The sequence below is a fragment of the Salinisphaera sp. Q1T1-3 genome, from assembly GCF_003602005.1.
In the GTDB taxonomy this organism is placed as follows: Bacteria; Pseudomonadota; Gammaproteobacteria; order Nevskiales; family Salinisphaeraceae; genus Salinisphaera.
Map to the genome: position 1 here is coordinate 95,297 of NZ_QZWD01000005.1, position 24,860 is coordinate 120,156.

The following is a 24,860-nucleotide window of genomic DNA, read 5'->3' on the forward strand; positions in this document are numbered from 1 at the left end:
CGCACAAGGCGCCTGTCGGCACGCCCCGGGGCTTTGTGAGCGGCCCGCGGCATCGCTACGATACGACGACAAGGCCGGATACCGCGTGCACGGCCGGGCATGTCCCGGCATGTCCCGGCATGTCCCGGCATGGGCGGCGCTTGCGCGCTGGGCACGGCCAGGGGATGCGCGTTGTCTCGGCGGCTCGGCCGGGCGGCATGCAAGACACGCGCACGATGCATCAGGCGAACCGACGTCACAGGGAATCCCGCATGACAGGGTCCGACAAGCAGCCGAGCGCCCCGCGCGCCCTCCGATATCTGCATTGCAGCGGCGAGTCGATCCGCCCGCATGTCGATGCCCTGGCCGCCCTGCGGATGCAGGTCTTTCGGACGTTCCCTTATCTCTACGACGGCGATATCGCCTACGAACGCGCCTATCTCGAGACGTATATCGCGTCCGAACGGTCACTCGCGTTTCTTGTCTACGACGGAGCGGCGTTGGTGGGGGCGACCACCGCGTTGCCGATGCGCGACGAGGAGGCAGCGTTCAGCCAGCCACTCGCTGCCGCCGGTTTCGACGTATCACGACTGTTCTATTTCGGCGAATCACTGCTGTTGCCGGCATATCGCGGCAACGGCCTCGGCCATCGCTTTTTCGCGGAACGCGAAACCTGGGCCGGCGATGCGGGCGATTTCAGCCATGCCTGTTTCTGTTCGGTCCAGCGGCCGGCCGATCATCCGCTGCGCCCGGCCGGCCACCAGCCGCTCGATGCATTCTGGCGCCGGCGAGGCTACGCGCGACGCGACGATATCGTAGCGGCATATCGCTGGCAGGATATCGACCAGGATCACGAAACGACCAAGCAGCTCGTGTTCTGGGTTCGGGCGCTCGCCCAGGAGAGCGATTGAGCGCATCGCGCCTTCGCTGCCGGCCGGGTTCATCTTTTTAATCCGGCACCAAGACAGCTGACTGCGTCGGCTGTTTTCAACGCCATCGAAAATAAACGAGAGCGCCTGTCCGTCGTTCATTCTCAATGCCTTCGAAGCCGCTGGCTGCGGCGCGCACACATTCACATGCGCGCGTTATCAACCCGAATATTCATCCACTTTGGGCCGGTTCAATAAAAGCGGCCCTGGCGGCGCTCCTCCATCACACAGCATCACCCATCCGGGATCGGAAAATTCTGCATGCTTTCCTATCAGCACGCCTATCATGCCGGCAATTTCGCCGACGTTCACAAGCACATCGCCCTGGTGGGCCTGATGCAGGCACTCCAGAAAAAGGATTCGGCCATCACGTTCGTCGACACGCATGCCGGGCGCGGGCTGTATCCATTATCGGCAGCGGCATCGCAAAAGACCGCCGAATACGAGAACGGGGTGGCCCGCCTCTGGGCGCAGCGTGCCGACATCGATGATCCGCTGCTCGTGGCATGGCTCACGCGGCTGGCCGAATGTCAGGGGAGCCGGACGTTGCGCCACTATCCCGGTTCGCCTTGGTGGCTGGAACGCGACCGCCGCCGGCAGGATCGGCTGACGCTGTTCGAACGTCATCCCGCGGAGTACGAGGCGCTCGTTGCCCAGCGCTTCGGCACGCGCCACGAGCGATACATCCGTCAGGACGACGGACTGGCCGGTCTCGGCAAACTGGTGCCGGTGACGACGCCGCGGCTGTGCGTGCTGATCGATCCCAGTTACGAGGTCAAGGGTGACTACAAGGCCGTGGCGAAGACTCTACGCCACGTCGCTCGCAAGGTGCGTCATGCGGTCGTGGCCGTCTGGTATCCGTTGCTGGCGGCCAGCCGTCACGAGACGATGCACGAGACGCTGACAGCCGCCGGGCTGCCCAAACTGTGGTGCAGCGAGCTCCATGTGGATGCTGACGGATCGACGGACCAGGGCATCAAGGGCAGTGGTCTGTTGATGCTCAATCCGCCCTGGCAGCTCGACCAGCGCCTGAACGCGAGTTTCTCGTCGCTGGCGTCCTGTCTCGGGCCGGACGTGCGACACGCATCACGTTGGCTGACCGGCGAAAAGCCGCGCTGAAAAATCGGGGCGGGTGTGTCGATCGGTGATCCCCAACAGGCGGTTTTCGACCGGATCCGACATGCCGGGTCCGTGGTTTGTCGGTAAACCTTACACCAGGCCATGAAGGGCCGGGGGAGACACATGTCTGGGGTGGATGACTGGTGGGTACTTGCGCTCGTGGTACCGCGGTTTGTCTTTTTGCCGGCCCCCGTTCGGCCCCTGTTCCGCAAGGCTGTCGGGAAACCTTGCAGTGACAGGCCTCAAGTGTATTGGTCTTTTTCAAGTATTTGAAATTCAAGTGTTATTTTTTTGGCACGCGAGTTGCGATACACAAGCAGCCGAATGATCCGGCCTGTGATTTCAACAGCTGAAAATACGACATGAACAAAATACTTCACGGTTCGATCGGCGCCGTCGCAGCGCTGCTCTTCAGCGGTACTGCACTCGCGAATCAGATCGACATCAACACGAATACGGGCAACGGCGAGCCGTCGCTCTATGACATTGCCAACGGGTCGCGAGCAGGCAAGGCACCGCTGTTCGAGAATCTCGGTTCGAATGACCCGCAAGTCAACAACGCGCACTGGTCGGGCGGTGCCAACGGCACGAGCAACAGCGTGCTGCAGGCCACCTGGACCGGTAATTATCAGGATGCCACGTTCGGTGTCTACAGCATCTATGATCCGTCCAACCGTCTGAATCTTCTGTACGGCGGCTCGCAGCTTGGTGCGGAGACGAACGACGAGACCAAGGGCTTTCTGAACTATCTGGGTGACGGCGAATTCAGTGCCTACACGCAGGACGTGCGCACGGGCGCGACGTCCAACAACCAGATCAAGAATCTCGGGTCGGAAGTCTTCGGTTACTTCCTGACGATCGGTGGCAAGACCTTCTACTCGGATGCCGACCTGAACGGCGGCGATGATCGGATGGTCGGTTATCAGGGCGACAACAGCGGCTCGCTTCTGACCAACGAATATCTGTTCGGTTGGGAAGACGGCGACGACAACGATTACCAGGACTACGTGACGACCATCGAGTCGATCCGTCCGGTACCGGAGCCGTCCTCGATCGCGATGTTCGGTGTCGGCCTGTTGCTGCTCGGTTTCGGCGTGCGTCGCATGCAGAAGCGCGACGTCTGAACGAGACGGCCGTGATGACCGTAGCGGGGCATGATCTCGTTATCGGCGCCAGGTGAAAGAGCCCGCTACGGCGGGCTTTTTCATGTCTGGCGGTCATGATATGGGCGCCCACGGATCGCGCTGTGGCGATCTGTTCCGGCCAGAACGTCGACTCGGGTGATCGCGTCTGTCTGTGAAATGTGGGGGCAGGCGGGATCGCAGTCCGCGATCAGGATTGGCGCTCGCTGCTGTGCCGAGGTCTCAGTGGGCAGGGCGTGGACGGCCGCGGCGACCGTCGTCAGCAAGCCCGCTCAATAGACTGATCCGTCCGCGATGGGCGACGCCCAGTAGTGCGGTGATAGCTGGTGAAAAGGGATCGATTGCCAGCGCGATGCGTCATCCGGTCGTGGAACGGCAACTTCGACGACATCACGCCAGATAGCCAGTCGTTCGATACACAGGCCGCAGGTCGCAACCACCGTGAAGGGGGCGTCGGGCGCAAGACGGATGACACAGGCTGAGGCGATCACGGCCAGGTTCCGCCGGAATGCTTCGCAATAAGCGCCGGTCTCATGACAGAGATTGGCTGCCTCGTTCGGCGTGTCGAGACCGACGCTGGTCACGATACAGCCGTCCGCCAGATAGACGGCAGCTGCTCCGGCCGGCGCGTGTCGGCCCCAGCGGGCGATAGCCTCGGTACGGGCGGCATCCACGAGTGATTTGTCGACTGGCAAGACGGTCACCTCCAGATGTTGGGCGCCCGCTGGACCGGGCGTCCGGTAAGCGCAAGGCAGCGCTTGTCCCTTCGGGGTGGGCCGCCCATGAAAAATCGACGATGGGTGCCCGGCGGCGTTGCGAGCCTTGATCGTGGCACGCCACGATCGGCGACTCGCGCCTTGTTGGACACACGGCGGTCTCTCGACGAAAAGGCACTCGAACGAAACCTCGACAGGCTCTAGAGCAATCCGTTAAAGAAATGCGTGGCGTTGGTCTCGAGATGATCGACGTCGTAGCCGCCTTCCTGAATCACGCAGACCGGTTTGCCGGTGTCGGCGAGCCGCTGACCCATGTTCTGGAAGCCTTGCGACGTTACCGATACCTTGGCCTGGGGATCTTCGTGATAGGTATCGAAGCCGAGCGCCAGTACGATGGCATCGGCTTCGAACAAGCGGATGGCAGTCAATGCCTGATCCAGCTTTTCGAAGAAGAAGGCCTCGGACGAGCCGTGGGGCATCGGCAGGTTCAGATTGAATCCATAGCCCGGGCCGGCGCCGCGTTCCTCTTCGTAGCCACTGACCACGGGGTAGAAGTTGGTCGGGTCCCCGTGGATCGAGACGTAGAGCACGTCGTCGCGCTCATAGAAGATCTCCTGTACGCCCTGTCCGTGGTGCATGTCGGGATCGAGGACGGCGACCTTGCCGAACGTCTTGCGCAGTTCCTGGGCGGCGATGGCGGCATTGTTGAGGAAGCAGAAACCGCCGGCGGCGTCGGGCCTTGCATGGTGCCCCGGCGGCCGGCAGACCGCGTAGGCGGCTTTCTGCCCGGCGGCGACGTCGTCAGCGGCCGACAGGGCACACTGGGCGCTTGCATAAGCGGCCTGCCAGGTGTGCGGGCCGATGGGCGAGCTACCGTCGGCGATGTAATAGGCGGTCTCGGCGAGCACGCCTTTCATCGGATTGCCCTTGCGGACATAGATGTTGGACATCACCTCCTCGCCCCAGTCGGCCGGCCAACGCCGATGCGCGGATTCGAGATAGCGCAGATAGCCCATGTCGTGAACGGCCGAAATCGGATTCATGCCGTGGTCGCGCGGTGTATCCAGCTCGATGTCGAGACTCAGGAGGGCGGCGAGAAGCGGCGGAATACGGGCCGGTACTTCCTGTGGCGACCGCATGGCGCCACGGGTGAGATAGCTCTGCGGATGATGCAGGTTCTGGGTTTCGTCGAAATAAGCTTTCACTACGGGCATCCGGTTGGCTTTTTGGGACGGGCCTTTTCGGCCCTTGGGGATGGTCTGAAAATACGCCGTGAGGTCATTGGGCTGCAATGGGGTTTCGGTCTTAACGTCGCTCTGGCTTGTAACGCCGTTGAAATGCTTGCCGGGTTTTTTAGCCGTGGTTTCGTACTGCTGTGCGAGTCACTTTCGTTTGCTTGTCCAAACGAAAGTAACCAAAGGAAAGGCCCCCTACATGTCCGCCCGCTGCGCGGGTACGCGTAGCGGGCCCTGAGGGGCACCCGAATACAGGCATGGCGCGGCAGTTTGGGAGTGCGTAGGTCGGCTTCGACTGAAGGCCGTAAGCTGATACGACGATCCCCAAGACGCTCGCAAACCGTCAAAGTGGCGCCAGATGAACACCAGCCCGCGCTGTAATGGCCCATTGTGAGGCGACGGAGACGCGCAGCGGCGACGCGTGTCCGGCGCACGGCGCCGGTGCGGCAAAGTGTTCGAGCATCGCGAAAGCGATGGGCGTTTTTGCCACATCGCCTCGACGTGAGCCTCGGCGTGAACCGGCGAAGCCGGCGCCGAGGATGGGGGCGCTTCATTGGGTGCCTTTTCTTGCGCAAACAAGAAAAGACACTCGCACGGCAGTGCGAAAACGTCCGGGTAAAGCCGCTCGTGAGCTGACAAACCGACGCAGAGATCCGTCACAAGACACAAAAAAGGCGGCCCGAAGGCCGCCCGTTCTATTCGTCGGAGATCAGAGGATCAGCTCCCATCCGGTACGGTCTGCGATTCTACGAATTCCATCAGCCCTTCGACACCACCTTCGCGGCCGATGCCGGAATGCAGGAAACCACCGAACGGCGCATGGGCAGCCGGGCCGGTGCCGGTGTTGTAGCCGCAGTGGCCGAAGTGCAACTTGCCGATCAGCTTGTGGGCACGCTCCTTGTCGCGACCGAAGACGTAGGAAGCCAGGCCGAATTGGGTGTCATTGGCCATTTCGAGCGCCTGTGCGTCCGTCTCGAAGCGGATCAAGGGCAGTAGTGGCCCGAAGGTCTCTTCCTGACAGCACTTCATGTCGTGCGTGACGTCGCTGACGACGGTGGGGGTGTAGAACAGGTTCTTGCCCGAATCGAGCTCGTCCGGATGCTTGCCGGCGACCAGGGAAGCCCCCTTGGACAGCGCATCCTTGACGTGGTCGTGGACCTTGTCGAAGCCGGCGGCGTTGATCAGTGGGCCGACATCGGTATTCTCGTCCATGCCGTCGCCGACCTTGAGCTTCTTGACGCGTTCGACGACCTTGTTGACGAATTCGTCGTAGACGCCGTCCTGGACAAAGATCCGGTTGGCGCAGACACAGGTCTGGCCGGCACCGCGAAATTTGTTGGCGATGAGGTTATCGGCGGCCGATTCCAGGTCGGCATCGTCCAGCACGATGAAAGGCGCATTGCCCCCCAGCTCGAGGCCGAGCTTCTTGACGTGCTGACTGGACTGCTCGACGAGCAGCTGGCCAACTTCGGTGGAGCCCGTGAAGGAGATCATGGGCACGTCGAAGGAGGACATGATCTCGCCGCCGATCTCCTTGGAGCTGCCCATCACGAGATTGATCATGCCCTTGGGCAGATCGAGCCGCTCGTGCAGCAGCTGAAACATGGCGATCATCGTCAGCGGCGTCTCGGCCGCCGGCTTGATGACCAGCGGGCAACCGGCAGCCAGGGCCGGCGCCACTTTCTTGGCGATCATGCCGATCGGGAAGTTCCACGGCGTGATCAGGCCGGCGACACCGATCGGCCGCTTGTGCACGGTCCAACGACAGTCCTTGGCCTGTTCGAGCAGGGTTTCCGGGGCCAGCGTGTCTTCCATCATGCCGGCGAAATAGCTGAAGAAGCTCGCTGCATAATCGACTTCGCCCTGGGCTTCGGCCCACGGCTTGCCGTGTTCCAGACACAGGATGCGGCCGATTTCTTCCTTTTCCGCCGTCAGCGCCTCGTAGCAGTCCTCGAGCCAGCCGCGCCGCGTGGCCACGTCCGGCACGGTGTCGCGTGCGGCCTTGGCCGCCGCGATGGCGCGCCGGGTCTCGTCGGTGCCCATGTAGGGGGTTTCGGCCAGCGTCTTGCCGTTGGCCGGATTGAAGACCTCGGTGGTCTTGCCGGAATCGGCCTGGGCGATCCACTGGCCATCGATGTAACCGGCGATGTTCTTGAGCAGATACGATTCGATCATGAGTTGCTATTCCTTTGGCGCATCCGAGAGACGGTCAACGATCACGCCGCCGTCGACGCATGGAGCGATGATCGTGGCGTGACCTCGGCAATTCAATCGACGGTCGGGTTTTTGCCGGGCCCGTACAGGTTACGACGACTGGGTCGGACGACGTCGATCCACCAGACCGATATCGTCCGACGATACAGCATGCAGGCGTTCCGGCGGCATGGCCGATGGCCGGCTCGGCCACGGTGCCGGTGGGTCGGGCCTGGGCGCAGGGCCGGAACCGGCGTCGCTGGCACGACGGGATGCTATCCGAGCGCCGGCGGACACGGGCCGCCTAGCGGGGTGTGCTCGGGGCATAGCCGAAGCGTTTGCTCACGAGGTTGAACAACGGCTCCTGTCGCTGCCAGCGTGACAGATTGTCGAGAAACTGATCGATCAGGGCGATCCGCCAGCCGATGAAATCGCCGGCCATGTGGGCCGAAATCAGGACATTGTCGAACTGCCACAGCGGATGGTCTTCCGGGAGCGGTTCGGTATCGAACACATCCAGGGCGGCGCCGGCGATGCGGGCATCGTCGAGTGCGGCCACGAGCGCCGGCGTATCGACGATCGCGCCGCGTCCGATGTTGATGAAACGGGCGTGCGGTGCCATCGCCGCGAAACGATCCGCATCGAACAGGCCCTCGGTGTCCTCGGTCAGCGGTGCGGCAACGACAACGTAATCGGCGGCCGGCAGCAGTGCATCCAGCTCGTCCTGGGCATGGATTGCGTCGAAGACATCATCGCCGGGCTTGGCGCGTCGGGCCACGCCGGCGATCTGCATCCCGGCCGCGCGACACAGCTGGCCGATATGACGGCCGATCGAACCGGCGCCGACCACCAGCAGTTTCTTGTTCTCGATCGTTTCCGTATCGCGGTGTACCCAGCGACGAGCCTGCTGATAGCGGATGTTGTTCTTGCTGTCCTTGGCGAACATCAGGATCGCGCCGAGCACGTACTCGGCGATATTGCGATCGAAAATGCCCTGTGCGTTGGTGACCGGGATATCCGAGTCGACCAGCGCATCGAACATCAGTGCATCGACGCCGGCGCTGGCGGCATGGATCCATTGCAGGGCGTCGGCGGCATCCCAGGCCGCTTCGAGTGCCGCGGTGCGGAAATCGGTGACCAGGAGGATCTGGCTGCCGGGCAGGGCATCGCGCAGGCTTGCTTCATCGTGGGCGATCGCCACGTCGCCGATGGCCTCGACCTTGTCCAGGCCGGGTGGCCGGGTATCGCCGTCGGTGAGCACGGTGATGCGCAGAGCGGAAGAGCGAGTGATGGCCCCGTTATCGGACATGCAGCCTCAGGCGCGCGAGCGCGCGACGATGGAATAATAGACAAGGACGGTACCCAGCCGTCTGACAAGGCGTCAACAAGGCTTGCCGATCGGCTTCGAACCAAGTCTTGACCGGTGCTCGCGGGGGTGCCTACGCTCGGCTGACGGCCCCGTGTTCGAGCGGGGTTCTCGCCCGTTTCCTATCCCCCCTAATGAGGTCAGCCATGGCTGTGAATATGGAGTCCAGCGCCAACGTGCTGCCGCCGGAACCCGACAAGCGCTATGTCCGCGACAAGATGGTCTGGAACCCGGCGATGCACGCGATCCCGATCTCGGGCATTCGTCGCATGGTCAACCGCGCGGCCGAGCTCGACGATGTGGTGCATCTGTCCATTGGTCAGCCGGATTTCGGTACCCCGCAGCACATCATCGATGCCCATATCCATGCGCTGCAGGCCGGCCAGACCGGTTACACCATGGATGCCGGGCTGCCCGAGCTGCTCACGGCTCTCAAGGAGTACTACAACGCCAAGTACCGCTCCACGCTGGACGAGGACAATTTCCTGATCACGACCGGTGCGACCGAGGGCATCTATCTGTTGCTCACGGCCATGGCCGCGCCGGGTCGGGAATTCATCATCGCGGACCCGACGTTTCTGCTCTATGCGCCGCTGATCCGCATGAACGGTGGCCAGGTACGCACGGTGCCGACCAAGGCCAGCGAAGGGCATCAGATCGATCCGGAACGCATCATCAACATGATCGGGCCGAACACGCATGCCATCGTTCTGAACTCGCCGTCCAACCCCACGGGCACGGTCTATCCGCGCGAGACCATCGAATGGCTGTGTCAGGAAGCGGCCTATCGCGGCGTCGAGATTCTCTCGGACGAGGTCTACGACAACCTGATTCTCGACGACATCGAGTATCCGAGCGTGTTGTCCTGTGCCACGGATCTCGATGGCGTAGCCGTGGTCTCGAGCTTTTCCAAGACCTATGCCATGCCGGGGCTGCGGGTCGGCTGGATCGTGGCCGACCAGAACACCATTCGTACGCTGCGCCGCTATCACATGTTCACGACCACGGTTGCCAGCACGCCGGCGCAGTGGGCCGGCGTGGCCGCGCTCTACGGCGATCAGTCGTGTATCACTGACATGGTGACCGAGTACGCACGTCGACGAGATCGTGTCGTGGATCTGATCGGCGATACACCGGGTCTGACCGGCTACTGGCCGCAGGGCGCCTTCTATATCGCGCCGTCGCTGCCGAACGGCGTTGATGGCGGCAAGCTGGCCATGCGCATGCTCGAGGAAACCGGCGTGTGCGTGATTCCGGGCGATGCCTTCGGTGAGCATTCTTCGGATCTGTTGCGGATCAGCTACTCGACGTCGATGGAGAACATCGAGGAAGCGTTCGCGCGCATGCAGCCGTGGCTGGAGCGCCAGCCGGAGTTGACACGCTACGGCTAGCCGATCGTTCGAGCGCATCCGGCCGGTCTGGCGAGCCGGCCGGGTGGTAGACGGTCGTGGTTCAGCCGCTGCCGTTGTCGTCGACCGATCCACACGCGGCCGCCGGCGCGTCGTGCTGGCGGGCGACCTGTGGCATGTCGCTGTAGTAGCTGACCCGCACCGGGTAGACATCGCCATCGTCATCGGGGATGTTGCCGATGCCTTCGTATTCAAGCAGGCGTTTGGTGTCCGGATCGTAGGTCAGCTTCAGCGATTGGACGAACCGGTTGACCAGGAACATGTCGAGTTTCGCGGTGAACTGGACCGCAGGCCTGCCTTCGAAGGTCGGTGTGCCGGTCTGGCTCGCCTTGAGATCGATGACCGAAAGTCGCCCGGCCGCGGCGAACTTGAAGTGGACCGTCTTCCCGCTGGTCAACGCACTGAAATTCTGCTGGACCAGCTGGTTGAAACCCGAATCCGCGGCCATCGGCGGATCGATGGTGAAGTTTTGGGTCTGAGGCTTGGCATCGGCCGAGGCGCGCTTGAACATCGTCCACGTGTCGCCTTGGTGGCGAATGCCTTCCTCGTAACCGGTTCGGGGTACGGTCATCTCGTAGACCGGGACCGTCGGGTTGGTCGAGAAATCCATGTGCTTCCGGGCGATGACCTGGCCCTGGCGGCCGACGTAGGTCACGTTCCAGTCGGTGATCCGGCCGTTGCGGCGGCTGACTTCGTGATGCTCGGTGTAGCGATAATCGCCGCCCTTGAGCGTATATCCGTAACCGTTGAAACAGGTCTGGCCGTTGTTCTGGACTCGGGTGGCATCGGACTGGGCAAACACAGATCCCGACACCGCCAGTGAGCAGGCGGTGACGAGGACGAACGAAGTAGACAGACGCATGGGCATCAACGCTCCGGACGTGTGGGAGGCGCGCCGAGATCGCGGCGCGGGGTGAACAGATAATGACCGATGCCCCATTCGTTGCCGCCGGCATAGCCGAACAGTTCGGCGACTGCCATGAAAAACATGCGCCAGCGGTTGAACCAGCGTTCGGCATGTTCGGCGCCGTAGGTCTCGGTCATTACCGGCATGATCCGGTCCCGTGCATTGTCCATGCGGGCCAGCCAGGCATTCGACGTATCCCGATAGTGCGTGCCCGAAAGCCACCAGTGATCCCGGAGGATCAGATCCTCCTGGAAATGCGCGAACAGATGCGCACTCGGCATGATGCCGCCGGTGAAGAAATGACGCGCCATCCAGTCGTTGGTCGAGTCGTTGGTGAACGCATAGGCCAGTTGCTTGTGTGCGAAGACATGCACGAACAGCCGGCCATGATCGTCCAGCCAGCGGGCGCATTCACCGAACAGGGCCCGGTAGTTGCGCATGTGTTCGAACATTTCCACCGAAACGATGCGGTCGAAACGCTTGTCACCCGGATCGAAGGTATTGATGTCGCAGGTCTCGACCGTGAGGTTGGTCAGACCGCGTTCGGCGGCGCGCGCTGCGATCCACTCGCGTTGGCCGTTCGAGTTCGACACGGCCCGGATCTCGGCATGCGGAAAACGGCGTGCCGCCCAGAGCGAAAACGACCCCCAGCCGCAGCCGAGATCGAGTATCCGGTGGCCGTCGCGTATCCGGGCGCGTTCGGCGGTCAGTGCGAGCATGGCGTGCTCGGCCTGATCCAGATCGTCGATGCCTTTCTCGAACAGACAGCCGCTGTATTTGAGATGCGCCCCGAGCACCGCTTCGAAGAAGGCCGGCGGCAGCTCGTAGTGCTGGGCGTTGGCATCGGCGGTGTGCTGGGCGATAGGCCCCGAAGCGGCACGCGCGAGAAACTCGCGCATGTGTGCGTCGCGCGCGGCCGGATCGCGGGCCTGCGGGGTTCGCAGGCGCGATCCGATCAAACGGCGCATGCCGGCACGGGCCAGTGGATCCGGGACCAGGCCTCGTTCGCAGGCTTCGATGGACAGACTCTCCAAGCGATCGGCTCCTTTACGCAACGAAATGGGCGTGGGTTATCGGCCGCGTCTCAGTCCCGTGGCGGCCACGGGAAGAACGCATTGGTGGTGCGTACGTATTCATCGTGGCCTTGTCGTTTTTCGGATGCATCCCGGCCCTCGATCGTCGGAATGCCGGAGATCTTGAGCAGCAGCAGCGCCATGAGCACCGGGCTGGCCAGTGTAGCCCACCAGTAGCTCGCGCCGATTGCCAGCACGACATAGGTCACCCAGTGCAGGGACTCGAAGAAATAGTTCGGGTGCCGCGAGTAGTACCAGAGCCCCTGGCGACAGACCTGGCCCCTGTTCTCGGGCTGGTCCTTGAACGCCTTGAGCTGGGCGTCGGCCGTGCCTTCCCCGACCACCGAAACAAACCAGACGAGGATGGCCACGCCCGCGGTGATCAGTGACGGGCCGGTATCCATGTAGGCGATGACCAGAAACGGCAACGAGAGGACGGCCGCGATGACCGCCTGCAGGATGAAGAATCCGAGCATGTACACATTGGCCCTGGCACCCCAGGATTCGCGTGCCGCGGCATAACGCGAATCCTCCGACGCGCCTTTCATGCGCACTGCCAGATAGCCTGCCAGGCGCAGTGACCAGGCGAGTGCCAGTACGGCCATCAGAAAACGCCCGGTCACCGGCGAATCGCCGACGAGCGCGTATTCCAGCGCGATGACGCCCAGCGACGCTGACCAGACGACATCGACGAGGCTGGCATCACGCGTGAACAGTTGGACGAACCAAACGACGATCAGCAAAACGAGTGCCGTGGCGAGGCCGAGCCCGAAGGCGGCAAGAGCAGTCATGAGCAGTATGACGAAGCGAGAAGGTATGCCAACGAGCTTAACAGTCGTTCTGCGGGGCGTGATCGGCGATCCGCACGCGGGGCAGGCCGAGCTGCCCGGCAACGTCGACATGGCCGGGAATGGCCGAGAAACTCGCGAGAAACTGCGGATGATAGCCGTAGACCAGCAGGCCCACTCGGTCGCCGGGTTCCAGACGAATGGCCACGCCGTTGAGCTCGACCCGTCGTCGGCCGCCGCCCGGACGCGGCCGGATCGGGCGGATCTGGTCGTTGACCAGCATGGTCGTGTGTCGGCCCGCGCGCTCGATGCCGATGCCGACGAACACGACCGGAGCGGGACCGCCGCCGGACAGCGTGATGTCGACGATCGGAATGCCGATCAACGCATCGCCCGTCGTCTCGACGTCATAGACCGGGAGGAACACGCCGCCGCTGGCGAGTTCGTCGATGTAATCGGCCGGCAGGGCGTTGACCAGCCGGGCCAGCAGGGCCGTATTGTCGTCGCTGCGCTGCCGGTCGTCGCCGCTCAGCCACTGGCCGATCTGTTCGCGTGCGTTCGTGCCGGCGGTTCGTGCCACGTGCCAGAGGCCGGCCAGTGTGTCCTCGCGCAATACCCCCTTGAGCAGATCGAGTCCGCCGGTGGCCGCGCGCCCGGAGAATTCATGGGTCGGCGAATCGACGGTCGGCAGATCGTCGAAGGAGAGCACGGTCGCATCGTCGAGCATCACCGTGACCCGCGGCAGCAGGGCCGGGGCATCATGGCCCTTGAGCTTCCAGTCGAGATAGGCCAGTTCCAGGGCTGCGGTCTCGACCGGCTGGTCGCCGCGCTCGAGACGGTCGTCGGTTTCGTAGGCGATCCGGTTGATGTCTTCGAGAAAGGGCAGACTGTGACCGTGACGCATGATCAGCAGATGGACATCGCGACCGGCCCGGCGCAGGGCCTGCATGTTGGCCACGGCCTCGTTGAGGTTGAACAGCGTATCGCCGACACCCTGCACGAGCAGCGCGTCGGCGCCCGGGGCACAGTCGGCGTCGTCGTCCTCGCGGCGGGCGAACATCGCGACCGGGCTGTGGGCCCGCAGCCGGCGCGCCACGCGATCGGAAATGCCGCGGCCGGTCAGGGGCGAGGCCAGCCCCTGCAGCAGCGCGTGGTACATGATCGGATCGAGCTTCACGCCCGAGGTCGGCAGCCCGAGCGCGACCAACGCCGACCCCCACAGGGTCTTGACCACGTTTTCGGGAGCCAGGCTGTAACACAGGTCGTGCCAGGTGGCGGTGGGCACGATCGCGCTGAAGCGGGCATCCAGCGTGGCTCCGGTCAGCTGAAAGCCGCCGCCATAGGACAGGCCCAGTCCGCCGACCACGATGTGTCCATCGCGGCGCATCAGCCGGTCGGCGTGGGTCATCTCGTGTTCTGCCCAGTCGAGCAGGGCGGCGATGTCCGCGCCCTCGATCGTCGGATCCATGATGTGGACGTGCCCACCGGATTCGCCGAAACCCCGCTGATCGAAACTGATCACGAAATAACCGTCGTCCGCGGCTCGCCGCGCGGCTTCGGTCGAAGGCAGTGCACCGCCTGACAGCGTCTCGTAGAGCGCCGGATCGGCACGTCCTGTCAGCCGTGATCCGCCGAAACCGTGGCCATGTAGCAACAGCGGGGCGGTCTGTTGCGCCGAGAGCGCCGGCTGCATGACTGTGATGGCGATCGTCACGCCATCATCGGGATTGGTCACCCGCGCGTGATAATCGCGGGCTTGGATCGCGGCACGGTCGGCGGAGGCAGCCATCGGCAGTCGCGGTGTAAGTCGTGGGCTCAGCTTAGCGGGATGCAACGGGTTCGGCGTCCGCCGTTCTACGGAGACGGGCATCGAGTCCGGCGCGTCAATCCCGGCGGGGCACGGAACCGATCTCGTCGATCATGACATCCACGAACATATTGATCCTGGGTAGTCGAAGACACGGGGCGCCGGTGCTCTCTCCGGCGGGGCAAGTCCCGACTCGGGCACGGGCGTGCCCGCCGCCGACGGTCGATAGGCCGCAAGGCGACGATGGCAGGCCGACCGGGCGCAAGAACCGTCGGCTTGAAGTCGCATGTCACGAATCGGTTCTAAGGAACCTCTGATCTATTCATCCACGGTCGCGTTTGAGTCCCCAAAGGCCACGATACAAGGCGCATGGCGCCGCGTCATAGCCACTCTATGATCCAGCCATGCAACGCCGTAGCGCGGCCTTTTGGGCCAAACCGCTTGGCGGCCGGGCTTTTGCGCGCGCCTGAGCGGCGTTGCCGCTCGCTCATTTGCATTTCAGCAAACGGCGCTCGCGGCGTCTTGTCAGACGCGCGCAAAAGACACCGGCGCGACCGTAGATGAATAGATCAGAGGTTCCCTAAACAGTCGCGCGATCCCGTCTTATCTGATGGCTTCGAGGGCTGCGCGCATGGCGTTCGGCATGGCCACCGATCGGCCAGTTGCCCGGTCGACGAAGACATGCGTGAACGTGGCTGTTGCACGGGCCGTATCTTCGGCTTCGCGAAACACGGCAAGCCCGTAGGTGACCGAGCGTTGACCGAGATGGTCGACCCGCAGGCCGATGGTGAGCCGGTCGGGAAAAGCGATCGGGGCGTGATAGGCACACTGGGAAGCCACGACGAAGCCGGCGATCGCGCCGTTCTGGATATCCAGGCCGCCGTGTTCGATGAGATACCGGTTGGCCGTCGTATCGAAATACGAGTAATAGGTCACATTATTGACGTGGCCATAGACATCGTTGTCCATCCAGCGAGTCGGAAGCTCGTTGAACCAGCGGTAGTCGGTGCGGGCAGGGCGATCATCCTCGGCCATGGCGCGGATCCGTTCGAAAAGAATGACGAGTCGGGCGCCTTACAAAAAAGGCCGGATCACGGGATCCGGCCTTTCGGCACGCGCCTCGGCAAGGCGGTTTAGCCGTTGACGACCTTCCAGGTGCCGTCCGACTGACGACAGGCGGTGCCATTGACCTTTTCCGGCGAACCGTTGACGTTGGCGTTCATGGTGAACTTGCGGCACGGCTGGTTGCCCTGCTGGTACGTCTGGGTCGGCGTCACCGAGTAGGTGTCGTTGGTATCCGGGTTGGTCCAGCGCGAGGTGTTGCCGGTCTGGTTGGATTCCAGCGCGCTGCCGAACTGGCGACGATCCTTCTGGTCGAAGTGCTGACCCACGCGGTTGCCCAGCGCCGCCCCTGCCAGGGTGCCGACCACAGTCGCGATGGTCGAGCCGGTGCCGCTGCCGATCTGGCTGCCGAGCGCACCGCCGGCGGCGCCGCCGAGCAGCGTGCCGGTATCGGAGTTGTTCCAGCCCGAGTTCGCGCAGCCGCCGAGCATGACGACCGCCATGGCGGCGGCAGCGAGTGTGGTGAGGGTCTTGTTCATAGCGAGCTCCCTAGCAGGATCGTGATGCGTTGCGATTGGATGGCGCGAGTCCAGAGCGGATGCCGGGCCGGCCTCGCAGCCGCTGTATGCACCATATTCAGCCGCGGGACGGCTTGCCCTTAAATGAATGTCGGCGCTGGCTGGCTTCTGGCAAGGACTCGCCGGCGCGGGCGTTCACGATTGTGCGCAGGGTGTGTATCGTGCTCGACGTGCCGGTTTGCCACCGGCGCCCATTGTTTCACGACCCGAACAAGGTGTGCTCATGCGCGCATGGCTGATCGACGAAGCCGAACACTCCGACGGCATGAGTCTGGAGGAAATCAAGACACCCAAACCAGGCCCCGACGAGATTCTGGTCGACGTGCGCGCCATCGGCGTCAATCGGGCCGATCTGTTGCAGCGCAAGGGCGCCTATCCGCCGCCGGCCGGATTCGATCCACGACGACCGGGGCTCGAATATGCCGGTGAAGTGGCCTCGGTGGGCAAGCGCGTCACGCGCCACAAGGTCGGCGATCCGGTCATGGGGCTGATCGGCGGCGGCGCCTACGCCGAAAAGGTCGTGGTGCACGAACGCGATACCATGCGCCCGCCGGCCTATTACGACCATGCCCAGGCCGCAGCCATGCCCGAGGCCTTTCTGACCGCCTACCGTGGTCTGTTCATGGAAGGGGGCCTCATGCCCGGGCAGTGGGCGCTGGTGCGCGGCGCCACGTCGGGTGTCGGCACCGCCGCGCTCCAGCTTGCCCATGCGCTTGGTGCGCGCTCGATCGCGACCAGCCGAAGCCGCGCACGGCTCGACGAGCTGGCGGCCCGCTTCAAGTCGCAGGGCATGGCACAGCCGTATGATCTCGGCCTCGTCGATGAAGACGACGGGCTGGCCGATACCGTGCACGAGCAGGTCGGCGGCGCGCACCTCGTGCTCGATTTCGTCGGCGCCAAAGTGCTGGCCGACAACATGGCCTGTCTGCGCGACGAGGGACGTCAGGTTCAGATCGGTGTCATGGGCGGGACAAAAGCGCAGCTCGACATGGGCGTGCTGCTCATGCGCCGGCTGTCGCTCATCGCGATGACGATGCGCAGCCTGCCGCTCGAGCGCAAGATCGAGATGGCCCGTATCTTCGACGAGCGCCTGCGTCCCCTGTTCGAGACAGGCCGTCTGCGGCCGATCGTCGATCGCACCTTCGACTTCGAGGCAGCGATCGAGGCGCAGCGCGAGATGGAGACCGGTGGGCATCTGGGCAAGATCGTGCTCGTGCGCGACTGAGCGGCCCCTGGGCCGCGCGGTGCGCATCGGTGCGGCGCGTACGGGATGGCCGGCACGGTTCCAGCGCGAGGCCCGTCTGTTGGGGCAGCGGCCACGACCTACGCCGCGGCCAAACGACGTTGTGCCGCTCGGGCGGCCAGCCGCGCCGACTATGGCCGCTTGAAGAATGTGGTCGTAGTGCGTCTCGAACGACGAGCGCTTCTCTGGTATCGCAACAATCAGCCCGGTTGCGGCGCGGCGCCTTCGGCCTCCAGTGCCCGCCACATGAACCAGCTGCCCACGGATCGATAGGGCCGCCAGATCTCGCAGTCGGCTTCCAGCGCCTTGGGTTTGGGCAGTTCGGTCAGTCCGTAGGTCAGGGCATAACCCTTGCGGATGCCCAGATCGTGAATCGGCATGACATCCGGTCGGCCGAGATGAAAGAGCAGCAACATCTCCACGGTCCAGCGTCCGATGCCGCGGATAGCCGAATAGGCCGTGATCAGTTCGGCGTCGTCGTAATCGCCCAACCGGCTCTCGTCGGGCAATTCATTGGCGGCCTGAGCCGTGGCCAGGGCCCGCAGACTGGCTTCCTTGTTCGCTGACAGGCCGGCCGCGCGTAGCGTGTCGGTATCGGTAGCCAGAATGGCATGCGGCCCCGGTGCATCACCATTGCCCAGCGCTGCCAGAACCCGTTGATGAATGGTACCCGCGGCCTTCCCGGACAGTTGCTGATAGACGATCGCGCGCATCAGCGAATGAAAGACGTCCGGGGCGGCCGTGGTGGCGGGCCGATACGGGCCGCAACGGGCCATCAGTTGACCTAGTATCGGATCGGCCGCGCTCAGATGTGTCTGGGCGGCGGTCGAATCGAAGCTCAGGCGTGTCGCCCGCGTTGCGTCGGTCATCAGATGCCCAGCAACGCCTTGTCGATCGGTGTCTCGCCGGAGAGCAGCTCGAAATGCCGGCCCACGGTATTGGGCGAATCCAGCGTCATGACGAGGACTTCAGCCACATCCGCACGCGGTATCTCGCCGTCACGATTCAGCGATTTCGCGATATCGACATGGCCGGTGCCGTCCTCATTGGTCAGCTTGCCGGGGCGTACGATCGTATATTCCAGACCGGAGTTGCGCAGATGATTGTCGGCCGCGCCCTTGGCCCGGAAATAATGCAGCATCTTGTCCGGGCCCTTTTCCGGGGTATCGGCCTTGATGGCCGAGACCATCAGAAAACGCCGGACACCGGCCGAGACGGCCTGGTCGATGATCGAGATCGCGCCGTTGCGATCGATATCCTCGGTTTTTTCGGGCGGCGTGTGTGCACCGGAGCCGGCGGTGAAGACGACAGCATCGCAACCGGCGAGTGCGCTGCGGCAATCGCCCTCCAGATCTGCGACGACGACTTCGTTGGCACCGATGGCTTCCAGGCGCGCGCTCTGATCGGCATCACGGACCATCGCGCGCACTGTGTGCTGGCTGTGTTGCATGGCGTGAATAAAACGACGGCCGATCTGGCCGTTGGCACCGACGACAAGTACGTGCATGACGAGTCCTTGCTGGTTCAAGACATAGTGCGCGCCGGTTGTCTCCGCGGCGCCGCTATATCAACCATTGCATCGGCAATGGATTTTGCAACCCGGTAATGAACCGGACGTCTCGGGCGCGGCCGCCGGGCACGTGGGCCGATCCACAGGCCTTGCCGCACTGACGACACCGGTCATGCGCGCCGGCAACGACGGCTCGAGAGGAAATCGGCGGCTCGAGAAGGGCGGTATCGTTTTCAGCGCAGGTCAGCGATTTAGGCCGACAACGTTCGCAGCAAGGCCAGACGTCTCTGTCCCCATCCGGCCGTGCGGTTGCCGACGAACCCGCGACGAGCGACCGGCGCGCAACGACGCCGCATGCGCCGCTCGTCCTTCGGGTTACTCAGCGGGCCGCGCCATGCCGTGTTGCGCGCCACGATCAAGGCTCGCAACGCCGCCGCGCGCCCATCGTCGATTTTTCATGGGCGGCCCAACCCGAAGGGACAAGCGCCCCAAAATCAAAAACACGACGGCAATACAGCGTTGTCGCCCGCGGGCGCAGAATGACTGCGCTGCTCGTGCTACGCCTCTTCTTGCCGCCCATCGTCAATTTCAGGGCGCGCTTGGCGCGGGCTCGCACGAAACATCAACAGGCCCTAGAACATCTCCGAGGGGCCAACGTCCGTATCGCCGGCATCGTCGGCATAGCGGCTGTTGATCCAGTCGCCGGTGATCATCTCGCGATAGGTCTTGCCCGGCCCGACCATCGGATAGACTCCGGCATCCGGATCGACCATGACTTCGAGGAACGCCGGGCCCTTGAAGGCCAGGAAATCGGCAATGACGCCGGGCAGGGCATCCGGGTCTGCCACGCGCTGGGCGAACTCGAAACCGTCCGCCTCGGCAGCCTTGACGAAGTCCTTCTTGTGCAGCGACTTGTCCGAGGCCGACAATCGGCCCTTGAAGAACAGCTTCTGCCACTGCTTGACCATGCCGTCGCCGTTGTTGTTGAGCACGACGACCTTGACCGGCAGATTATAAGTGGTCGCGGTTTCCAGCTCGCCGATATTCATGCGGATCGAGGCATCGCCGTCGATGTCGATGACCAATCGATCCCGTCGGGCACAGGCGGCGCCGATAGCGGCCGGCAGGCCGAAGCCCATCGTGCCCATGGAGCCGGAGGTCAGCCATAGCCGCGGTTCACGGAAATCGAAATACTGTGCAGCCCACATCTGATGCTGGCCGACACCGGTCGCGATCACGGCCCGTCCGTCGGTATGCGCATTGATCTGCTCGATCACGGCATACGGTTGGATCAGCGCACTGTCGCGATCGTAGTTCATTGCATGATCGCGCTTGAGCCCGGCGAGATGCTGATGCCAGGCCCCGAAATCGGTGGCCACGCCGTGCTCGCGGCCGTAGGCCAGAATGCGCGACAGGCTGGGCGCGAACAGCCCGACGTGGTGCCACTGGACCTGTTTGACCTTGTTGATCTCCGAGGCATCGGCATCGAAATGGGCGATCGCCTTCGCATTCGGCGCGAACTTGTGCGCGACGCCGGCTACGCGGTCGTCGAAACGGGCACCGATGGCGATCAGGAAATCGCAGTCCTCGACCGCATAGTTGGCAAACGCGGTGCCGTGCATGCCGAGCATGTGCATCGACAGCGCATCGGTCGTGTCGACCGCGCCGATGCCCATCAGCGTGGTCACGGCAGGGATGCCGAAGGCCTGGGCGAGCGCTCGCATCTCGGCGGCCGAATCGGCGTTGATCACGCCGCCGCCGGCATAGATCAGAGGCCGCTGCGATTCGCCGAGCAGGCAGAAGAATTCCGCGCACTTGGCATCCGACAATTCGCTGGCACGCAGTTCGTGCATGCGCTGGCGATAACCCGGCACCGGCAGCAGCCCCTCGCCTTCGAACGCGCCTTCCCAGTTCTGCACGTCCTTGGGCACGTCGATGACGACCGGGCCCGGCCGTCCGGAGCGGGCGATTTCGAACGCCGTGCGCACGGTGGATTCGAGTTTGGCCGCGTCGGTGACCATGAAGACGTGCTTGGCGGCACTGGACATGATGTTGGATACCGGTGCCTCCTGAAAGGCATCGGTGCCGATGGCCGCGGTCGCGACCTGGCCACAGACCACCACCATCGGGACCGAATCGGCCATGGCGTCGCGCACCGGGGTCACGGCGTTGGTCGCTCCGGGCCCGGAGGTGACCATGGCCACGCCGACCTTGCCCGATGCACGGGCATAGCCGGCGGCCATGAAACCCGCGCCCTGTTCGTTGGCGGGCACGATGAGCGGCATCATATCGTGGTGTGCTTCGTTGAAGCGGAAAATCGCGTCGTAGGTGGGCAGAATCGCACCGCCCGAGTAGCCGAATACCGTGTCCACGCCCTCGTCGGCCAGCACCTGTACGATCATGTCGGCGCCGGTCATTACCGTGCCGGCCATCGGGTGGCGATCTTGCGAGCGAGGGGCTTGTTCGGCGTGACTCATGACAGTCTTCCTGCGGCCGTTGAAAAGCATCCATTATAGCCGAAAATCCGGCTTTTCCGACGGAAATGAAGCCACGGTTTGCTTCACTTTCCCGATGCGCGTATTTTGCGCGCTCTGCCGGTGGCGTGCCCTGTACGGTGCGAATATGCGACACGTGATATCGATTCTCATGGCGAACGAGGCCGGGGCGCTGGTGCGCGTCGCGGGTCTGTTCTCCCAGCGCGGTTTCAACATCGAGACCCTGAACGTCGGTCCGACCGAAGACCCGACCATGTCGCGGCTGACCCTGGTCACCGAAGGCACGGAGAATGTGATCGAACAGATCAACCGTCAGTTGCTCAAGCTGGTGGACGTGATCGATGTGCTCGACATGACCGGCGACGAACATCTCGAATCGGAACTGGCACTGATCAAGGTCCGTCGCGATACTGCCGACCAATCGCTCGAAGCGCTTTCGCGTGGTTACGAGACAACCCTGATCAGTGAGGAAGACGGTCTGGCGCTGCTTCGATTCCTGGGCAGCGGCGACGAGCTCAATCGCTTCATCGGCGCGCTGGAATCCGCCGGACTGCTGGTCGAGCTCGCCCGCAGCGGTGCCGTGACCATGACGCCGGGTGCTTCGGTGCTGCGCTATCGCCGTGCCGACGTACTCGCCGTGGCCGGACAGGGCTGACCACGGCGCCAGGCAGTGTCAATCCGGGCGGCGGCGATGCGCTGCCCCATCATCATCCAGCAGGAGATCCAACGTGAGCATGAACGTGTACTACGACAAGGACGGCGATCTGTCCCTGATCCAGGGCAAGAAGGTCGCGGTCATCGGCTACGGCTCGCAGGGCCATGCCCATGCGAACAACCTCAAGGACTCCGGCGTCGATGTGGTGGTGGGCCTGCGTGAAGGCTCGTCCTCGGCGAAGAAGGCGCAAGAGGCCGGCCTGAAGGTCGACAGCGTCGAAGGCGCGACCGCGTCGGCGGACGTGGTGATGCTGCTCACGCCCGACGAGCACCAGGTCGCGATCTACAACGAGAAGATCGCCCCGAACATCAAGCAGGGCGCCACGCTGGCTTTCGCGCACGGCTTCAACGTGCACTACCAGCTCATCGAGCCGCGCGCCGATCTCGATGTGATCATGATCGCGCCGAAGGGCCCCGGCCATCTCGTGCGCACGACCTATGAAAAAGGCGGCGGCGTGCCGAGCCTGATCGCGATCTTCCAGGACGCCTCGGGCAACGCCAAGGATGTCGCGCTGTCCTATGCCGTGGCCAACGGCGGCGGTCGTGCCGGCATCATCGAGACCTCCTTCCAGGCCGAGACCGAGACCGATCTGTTCGGCGAGCAGTCCGTGCTCTGTGGTGGCCTGGTCTCGCTCATCCAGGCCGGTTTCGACACCCTGGTCGAAGGCGGCTACGAGCCCGAAATGGCCTATTTCGAGTGCCTGCACGAGGTCAAGCTGATCGTGGATCTGATCTACGAGGGCGGCATTGCCAACATGCGCTACTCGATCTCCAACACCGCCGAATACGGCGACATCTCCCGCGGCCCGCGTCTGATCACGGACGAGACCCGTGCCGAGATGAAGAAGATGCTCACCGAGATCCAGAACGGCTCGTTCGCGCGCGAGTTCATCGCCGAGCATCAGGCCGGCAGCCCCATGCTCAAGGCCGGGCGCCGCATCGCCGCGGACTCCGAGCTCGAGCGGGTCGGCGAGAAGCTGCGCGGCATGATGCCGTGGATCGCTGCCGACAAGATCGTGGACAAGTCGCGCAACTAAGCGCGACGCCCGGGACACCGCGCGAGACGACGGTTCATGCAGCGCAAGACGCTGTTGCATATCGTGCCCGAGGGGTGGCTGATACTGGCCGGACTCCTCGTGGCACTCGTGGTGTTCAACGCCTGGCTGGGCGTGCTCGCCGGTATCCCGGCGGCGGCCCTCATCGTGGCGGCGACGGCCTATTTCCGGGATGCGCCGCGCGATGTGCCGGCTGAGCCGCTCGCGGTCATCGCCCCCGTCGATGGCGTCATACGCCATCGACGGGAGTGTTATGACCCGTACCTCGATCGAGAGGCGATTAAGCTGTCGATCGATGTCGATTTCTTCGGCGCGTATCTGCTTCGCTCTCCGGTCGAGGGCACGGTGCTCGAGTTGCCCGGCGAGACGATCGCCGAGTTGGGCGGCACGGCCTCCTGGATCCGGACCGATGAAGGCGATGAGCTGATCATGGCGGTCCGCGACGGGGCGTTGTTCGGCCAGCGGCCCTGCCGCAGCAACTACGGCGAACGCGTTGGCCAGGGGCGTTGCTGCGGCAACCGACGCCTGACGCGTCGTATCGATCTGTTCCTGCCCATGAATTCGCGCGTCGAGGTCGAACTCGGCGATCATGTGCGGGCCGGCGCCTGTGTTCTGGCCAAGCTCGTGCACAAGAAGAACGGCAGCTGCAACGTCGTCTGCGGCGTCCACAATTCCACGCCGCGGCCGGCCTGAACCGCGCCGCGCCGTTCCGGGCACGCGCCCGGTCATTTTCTGCTCGGGAGCCTGCCATGTCGGAATCGTCGGAAATGCCATCGCGGCCGCGCCGCAAGCGTGGCATCTATCTGCTGCCGAACCTGTTCACGACCGGCACGTTGTTCGCCGGTTTCTATTCGATCATCGCCTCGTCGCAGGATCGTTTCGCGGTGGCCGCGATCGCGATCTTCGTGGCCATGCTGACCGACATGCTGGACGGGCGCGTCGCGCGCCTGACCAACGCCGAGTCCGACTTCGGCATCCAGTACGACAGCCTCGCCGATCTGGTCGCTTTCGGGCTGGCCTCCGGGCTGCTCGCCTACAACTACAGCCTGCACTCGCTGGCCGGTCTGTCCGATACGCTCGGCAAGCTAGGTTGGCTGGCAGCCTTCTTCTACACGGCATCAGCGGCGCTGCGCCTGGCGCGTTTCAACATCACGCGTGGCGGCGCCGTCGAGAAGAAGATTTTCCTGGGGCTGCCGAGCCCGGCCGCGGCCGGCGTGCTCGTCGGTTTCATCTGGGTCGGGGCGGATTTCGGCATTGCCGGCTACGAGCTGGTGATTCCGGTGCTGTTGCTGACCATCGGCGCCGGGGCGCTGATGGTCTCGAATGTGCGCTACAACAGTTTCAAGGACTTCAACATCGGCGGGCGGGTGCCGTTTCGCTACATCCTGATGATGGTGGTCGCCTTCGTGCTCATCGTCATCGATCCGCCGCGCGTGCTGTTCATCGGCTTTCTCGTGTATGCGCTGTCCGGGCCGGTCATGGCGCTCAAGCGGCACCGTCGCCGCGCTGCCCGCGAGCGCTAGATGCGGTCGCGGATCGA

Annotated in this window: 22 protein-coding genes; 9 read left to right on the forward strand and 13 right to left on the reverse strand. The window is 63.8% G+C overall.

Features of this window, described 5'->3' with window-relative positions; all coding sequences use genetic code 11:
• Positions 1-251 precede the first annotated feature (251 nt).
• From D3260_RS06640 to D3260_RS06650, 3 genes are all read left to right on the forward strand, one after another.
• Complete coding sequence (locus D3260_RS06640) at positions 252-890, forward strand: GNAT family N-acetyltransferase (RefSeq protein ID WP_120097798.1); 639 nt, start codon at positions 252-254, stop codon at positions 888-890.
• A 279-nt stretch (positions 891-1,169) separates the two neighbouring features.
• Complete coding sequence (locus D3260_RS06645) at positions 1,170-2,027, forward strand: 23S rRNA (adenine(2030)-N(6))-methyltransferase RlmJ (RefSeq protein WP_120097799.1); 858 nt, start codon at positions 1,170-1,172, stop codon at positions 2,025-2,027.
• A 362-nt stretch (positions 2,028-2,389) separates the two neighbouring features.
• Positions 2,390-3,151 (forward strand): PEP-CTERM sorting domain-containing protein, encoded by a 762-nt coding sequence (locus D3260_RS06650; protein WP_120097800.1) that lies wholly within the window; start codon positions 2,390-2,392, stop codon positions 3,149-3,151.
• A gap of 290 nt (positions 3,152-3,441) precedes the next feature.
• Here D3260_RS06650 and D3260_RS06655 read toward each other — a convergent pair whose 3' ends face one another.
• The 4 genes from D3260_RS06655 to D3260_RS06670 form a co-directional block, all read right to left on the reverse strand.
• The gene (locus D3260_RS06655) at positions 3,442-3,864 is read right to left on the reverse strand and encodes a cytidine deaminase (RefSeq protein ID WP_120097898.1); all 423 of its coding nucleotides are present in this window, start codon (positions 3,862-3,864) and stop codon (positions 3,442-3,444) included.
• Between the two features lie 221 nt (positions 3,865-4,085).
• Positions 4,086-5,090 (reverse strand): histone deacetylase family protein, encoded by a 1,005-nt coding sequence (locus tag D3260_RS06660; RefSeq protein WP_120097899.1) that lies wholly within the window; start codon positions 5,088-5,090, stop codon positions 4,086-4,088.
• A 747-nt stretch (positions 5,091-5,837) separates the two neighbouring features.
• The gene (locus tag D3260_RS06665) at positions 5,838-7,295 is read right to left on the reverse strand and encodes an NAD-dependent succinate-semialdehyde dehydrogenase (protein ID WP_120097801.1); all 1,458 of its coding nucleotides are present in this window, start codon (positions 7,293-7,295) and stop codon (positions 5,838-5,840) included.
• 322 nt (positions 7,296-7,617) lie between these two features.
• Complete coding sequence (locus D3260_RS06670) at positions 7,618-8,622, reverse strand: D-2-hydroxyacid dehydrogenase (RefSeq protein WP_120097802.1); 1,005 nt, start codon at positions 8,620-8,622, stop codon at positions 7,618-7,620.
• A 203-nt stretch (positions 8,623-8,825) separates the two neighbouring features.
• Between D3260_RS06670 and D3260_RS06675 the strand changes: the two genes are divergently transcribed.
• Complete coding sequence (locus D3260_RS06675) at positions 8,826-10,070, forward strand: pyridoxal phosphate-dependent aminotransferase (RefSeq protein WP_120097803.1); 1,245 nt, start codon at positions 8,826-8,828, stop codon at positions 10,068-10,070.
• 61 nt (positions 10,071-10,131) lie between these two features.
• Here the strand turns inward: D3260_RS06675 and D3260_RS06680 are convergent, their stop codons facing one another.
• The 6 genes from D3260_RS06680 to D3260_RS06705 form a co-directional block, all read right to left on the reverse strand.
• Positions 10,132-10,950: a hypothetical protein gene (locus tag D3260_RS06680; RefSeq protein WP_147418122.1), complete on the reverse strand. Its 819-nt coding sequence runs from the start codon at positions 10,948-10,950 to the stop codon at positions 10,132-10,134.
• A 5-nt stretch (positions 10,951-10,955) separates the two neighbouring features.
• Positions 10,956-12,029, reverse strand: coding sequence for a cyclopropane-fatty-acyl-phospholipid synthase family protein (locus D3260_RS06685; protein WP_120097805.1), 1,074 nt, complete (start codon positions 12,027-12,029; stop codon positions 10,956-10,958).
• Between the two features lie 50 nt (positions 12,030-12,079).
• Positions 12,080-12,859: a DUF1295 domain-containing protein gene (locus tag D3260_RS06690; RefSeq protein ID WP_120097806.1), complete on the reverse strand. Its 780-nt coding sequence runs from the start codon at positions 12,857-12,859 to the stop codon at positions 12,080-12,082.
• A gap of 37 nt (positions 12,860-12,896) precedes the next feature.
• Positions 12,897-14,645: a CocE/NonD family hydrolase gene (locus tag D3260_RS06695; RefSeq protein WP_120097807.1), complete on the reverse strand. Its 1,749-nt coding sequence runs from the start codon at positions 14,643-14,645 to the stop codon at positions 12,897-12,899.
• 621 nt (positions 14,646-15,266) lie between these two features.
• Positions 15,267-15,698, reverse strand: coding sequence for a thioesterase family protein (locus tag D3260_RS06700; protein WP_120097808.1), 432 nt, complete (start codon positions 15,696-15,698; stop codon positions 15,267-15,269).
• A 98-nt stretch (positions 15,699-15,796) separates the two neighbouring features.
• Positions 15,797-16,264, reverse strand: a complete 468-nt coding sequence (locus D3260_RS06705) for an RT0821/Lpp0805 family surface protein (RefSeq protein ID WP_120097809.1) — start codon at positions 16,262-16,264, stop codon at positions 15,797-15,799.
• A 262-nt stretch (positions 16,265-16,526) separates the two neighbouring features.
• Between D3260_RS06705 and D3260_RS06710 the strand changes: the two genes are divergently transcribed.
• Positions 16,527-17,528, forward strand: coding sequence for an NAD(P)H-quinone oxidoreductase (locus D3260_RS06710; protein ID WP_120097810.1), 1,002 nt, complete (start codon positions 16,527-16,529; stop codon positions 17,526-17,528).
• Positions 17,529-17,746: 218 nt separating this feature from the next.
• Here the strand turns inward: D3260_RS06710 and D3260_RS06715 are convergent, their stop codons facing one another.
• From D3260_RS06715 to ilvB, 3 genes are all read right to left on the reverse strand, one after another.
• Positions 17,747-18,415, reverse strand: a complete 669-nt coding sequence (locus tag D3260_RS06715; protein WP_120097811.1) for a DNA-3-methyladenine glycosylase — start codon at positions 18,413-18,415, stop codon at positions 17,747-17,749.
• Positions 18,415-19,053, reverse strand: a complete 639-nt coding sequence (locus tag D3260_RS06720) for an SDR family oxidoreductase (protein ID WP_120097812.1) — start codon at positions 19,051-19,053, stop codon at positions 18,415-18,417. The genes D3260_RS06715 and D3260_RS06720 overlap by 1 nt, the downstream gene beginning before the upstream one ends.
• 635 nt (positions 19,054-19,688) lie before the next feature.
• Positions 19,689-21,533, reverse strand: a complete 1,845-nt coding sequence (gene ilvB, locus D3260_RS06725; protein WP_120097813.1) for a biosynthetic-type acetolactate synthase large subunit — start codon at positions 21,531-21,533, stop codon at positions 19,689-19,691.
• 145 nt (positions 21,534-21,678) lie between these two features.
• Here ilvB and ilvN point away from each other — a divergent pair, with 145 nt between their 5' ends.
• From ilvN to D3260_RS06745, 4 genes are all read left to right on the forward strand, one after another.
• Positions 21,679-22,206 (forward strand): acetolactate synthase small subunit, encoded by a 528-nt coding sequence (gene ilvN / locus D3260_RS06730; protein ID WP_120097900.1) that lies wholly within the window; start codon positions 21,679-21,681, stop codon positions 22,204-22,206.
• Between the two features lie 79 nt (positions 22,207-22,285).
• Positions 22,286-23,302 (forward strand): ketol-acid reductoisomerase, encoded by a 1,017-nt coding sequence (gene ilvC / locus D3260_RS06735; RefSeq protein ID WP_120097814.1) that lies wholly within the window; start codon positions 22,286-22,288, stop codon positions 23,300-23,302.
• 36 nt (positions 23,303-23,338) lie between these two features.
• Positions 23,339-24,013 carry a hypothetical protein gene (locus D3260_RS06740; RefSeq protein WP_120097815.1) on the forward strand — a complete coding sequence of 225 codons (675 nt, stop codon included), beginning with the start codon at positions 23,339-23,341 and terminating at the stop codon, positions 24,011-24,013.
• 56 nt (positions 24,014-24,069) lie between these two features.
• A complete protein-coding gene (locus tag D3260_RS06745; RefSeq protein ID WP_120097816.1) occupies positions 24,070-24,843 on the forward strand; it encodes a phosphatidylcholine/phosphatidylserine synthase in 774 nt (257 codons plus the stop codon).
• Positions 24,844-24,860 lie beyond the last annotated feature (17 nt).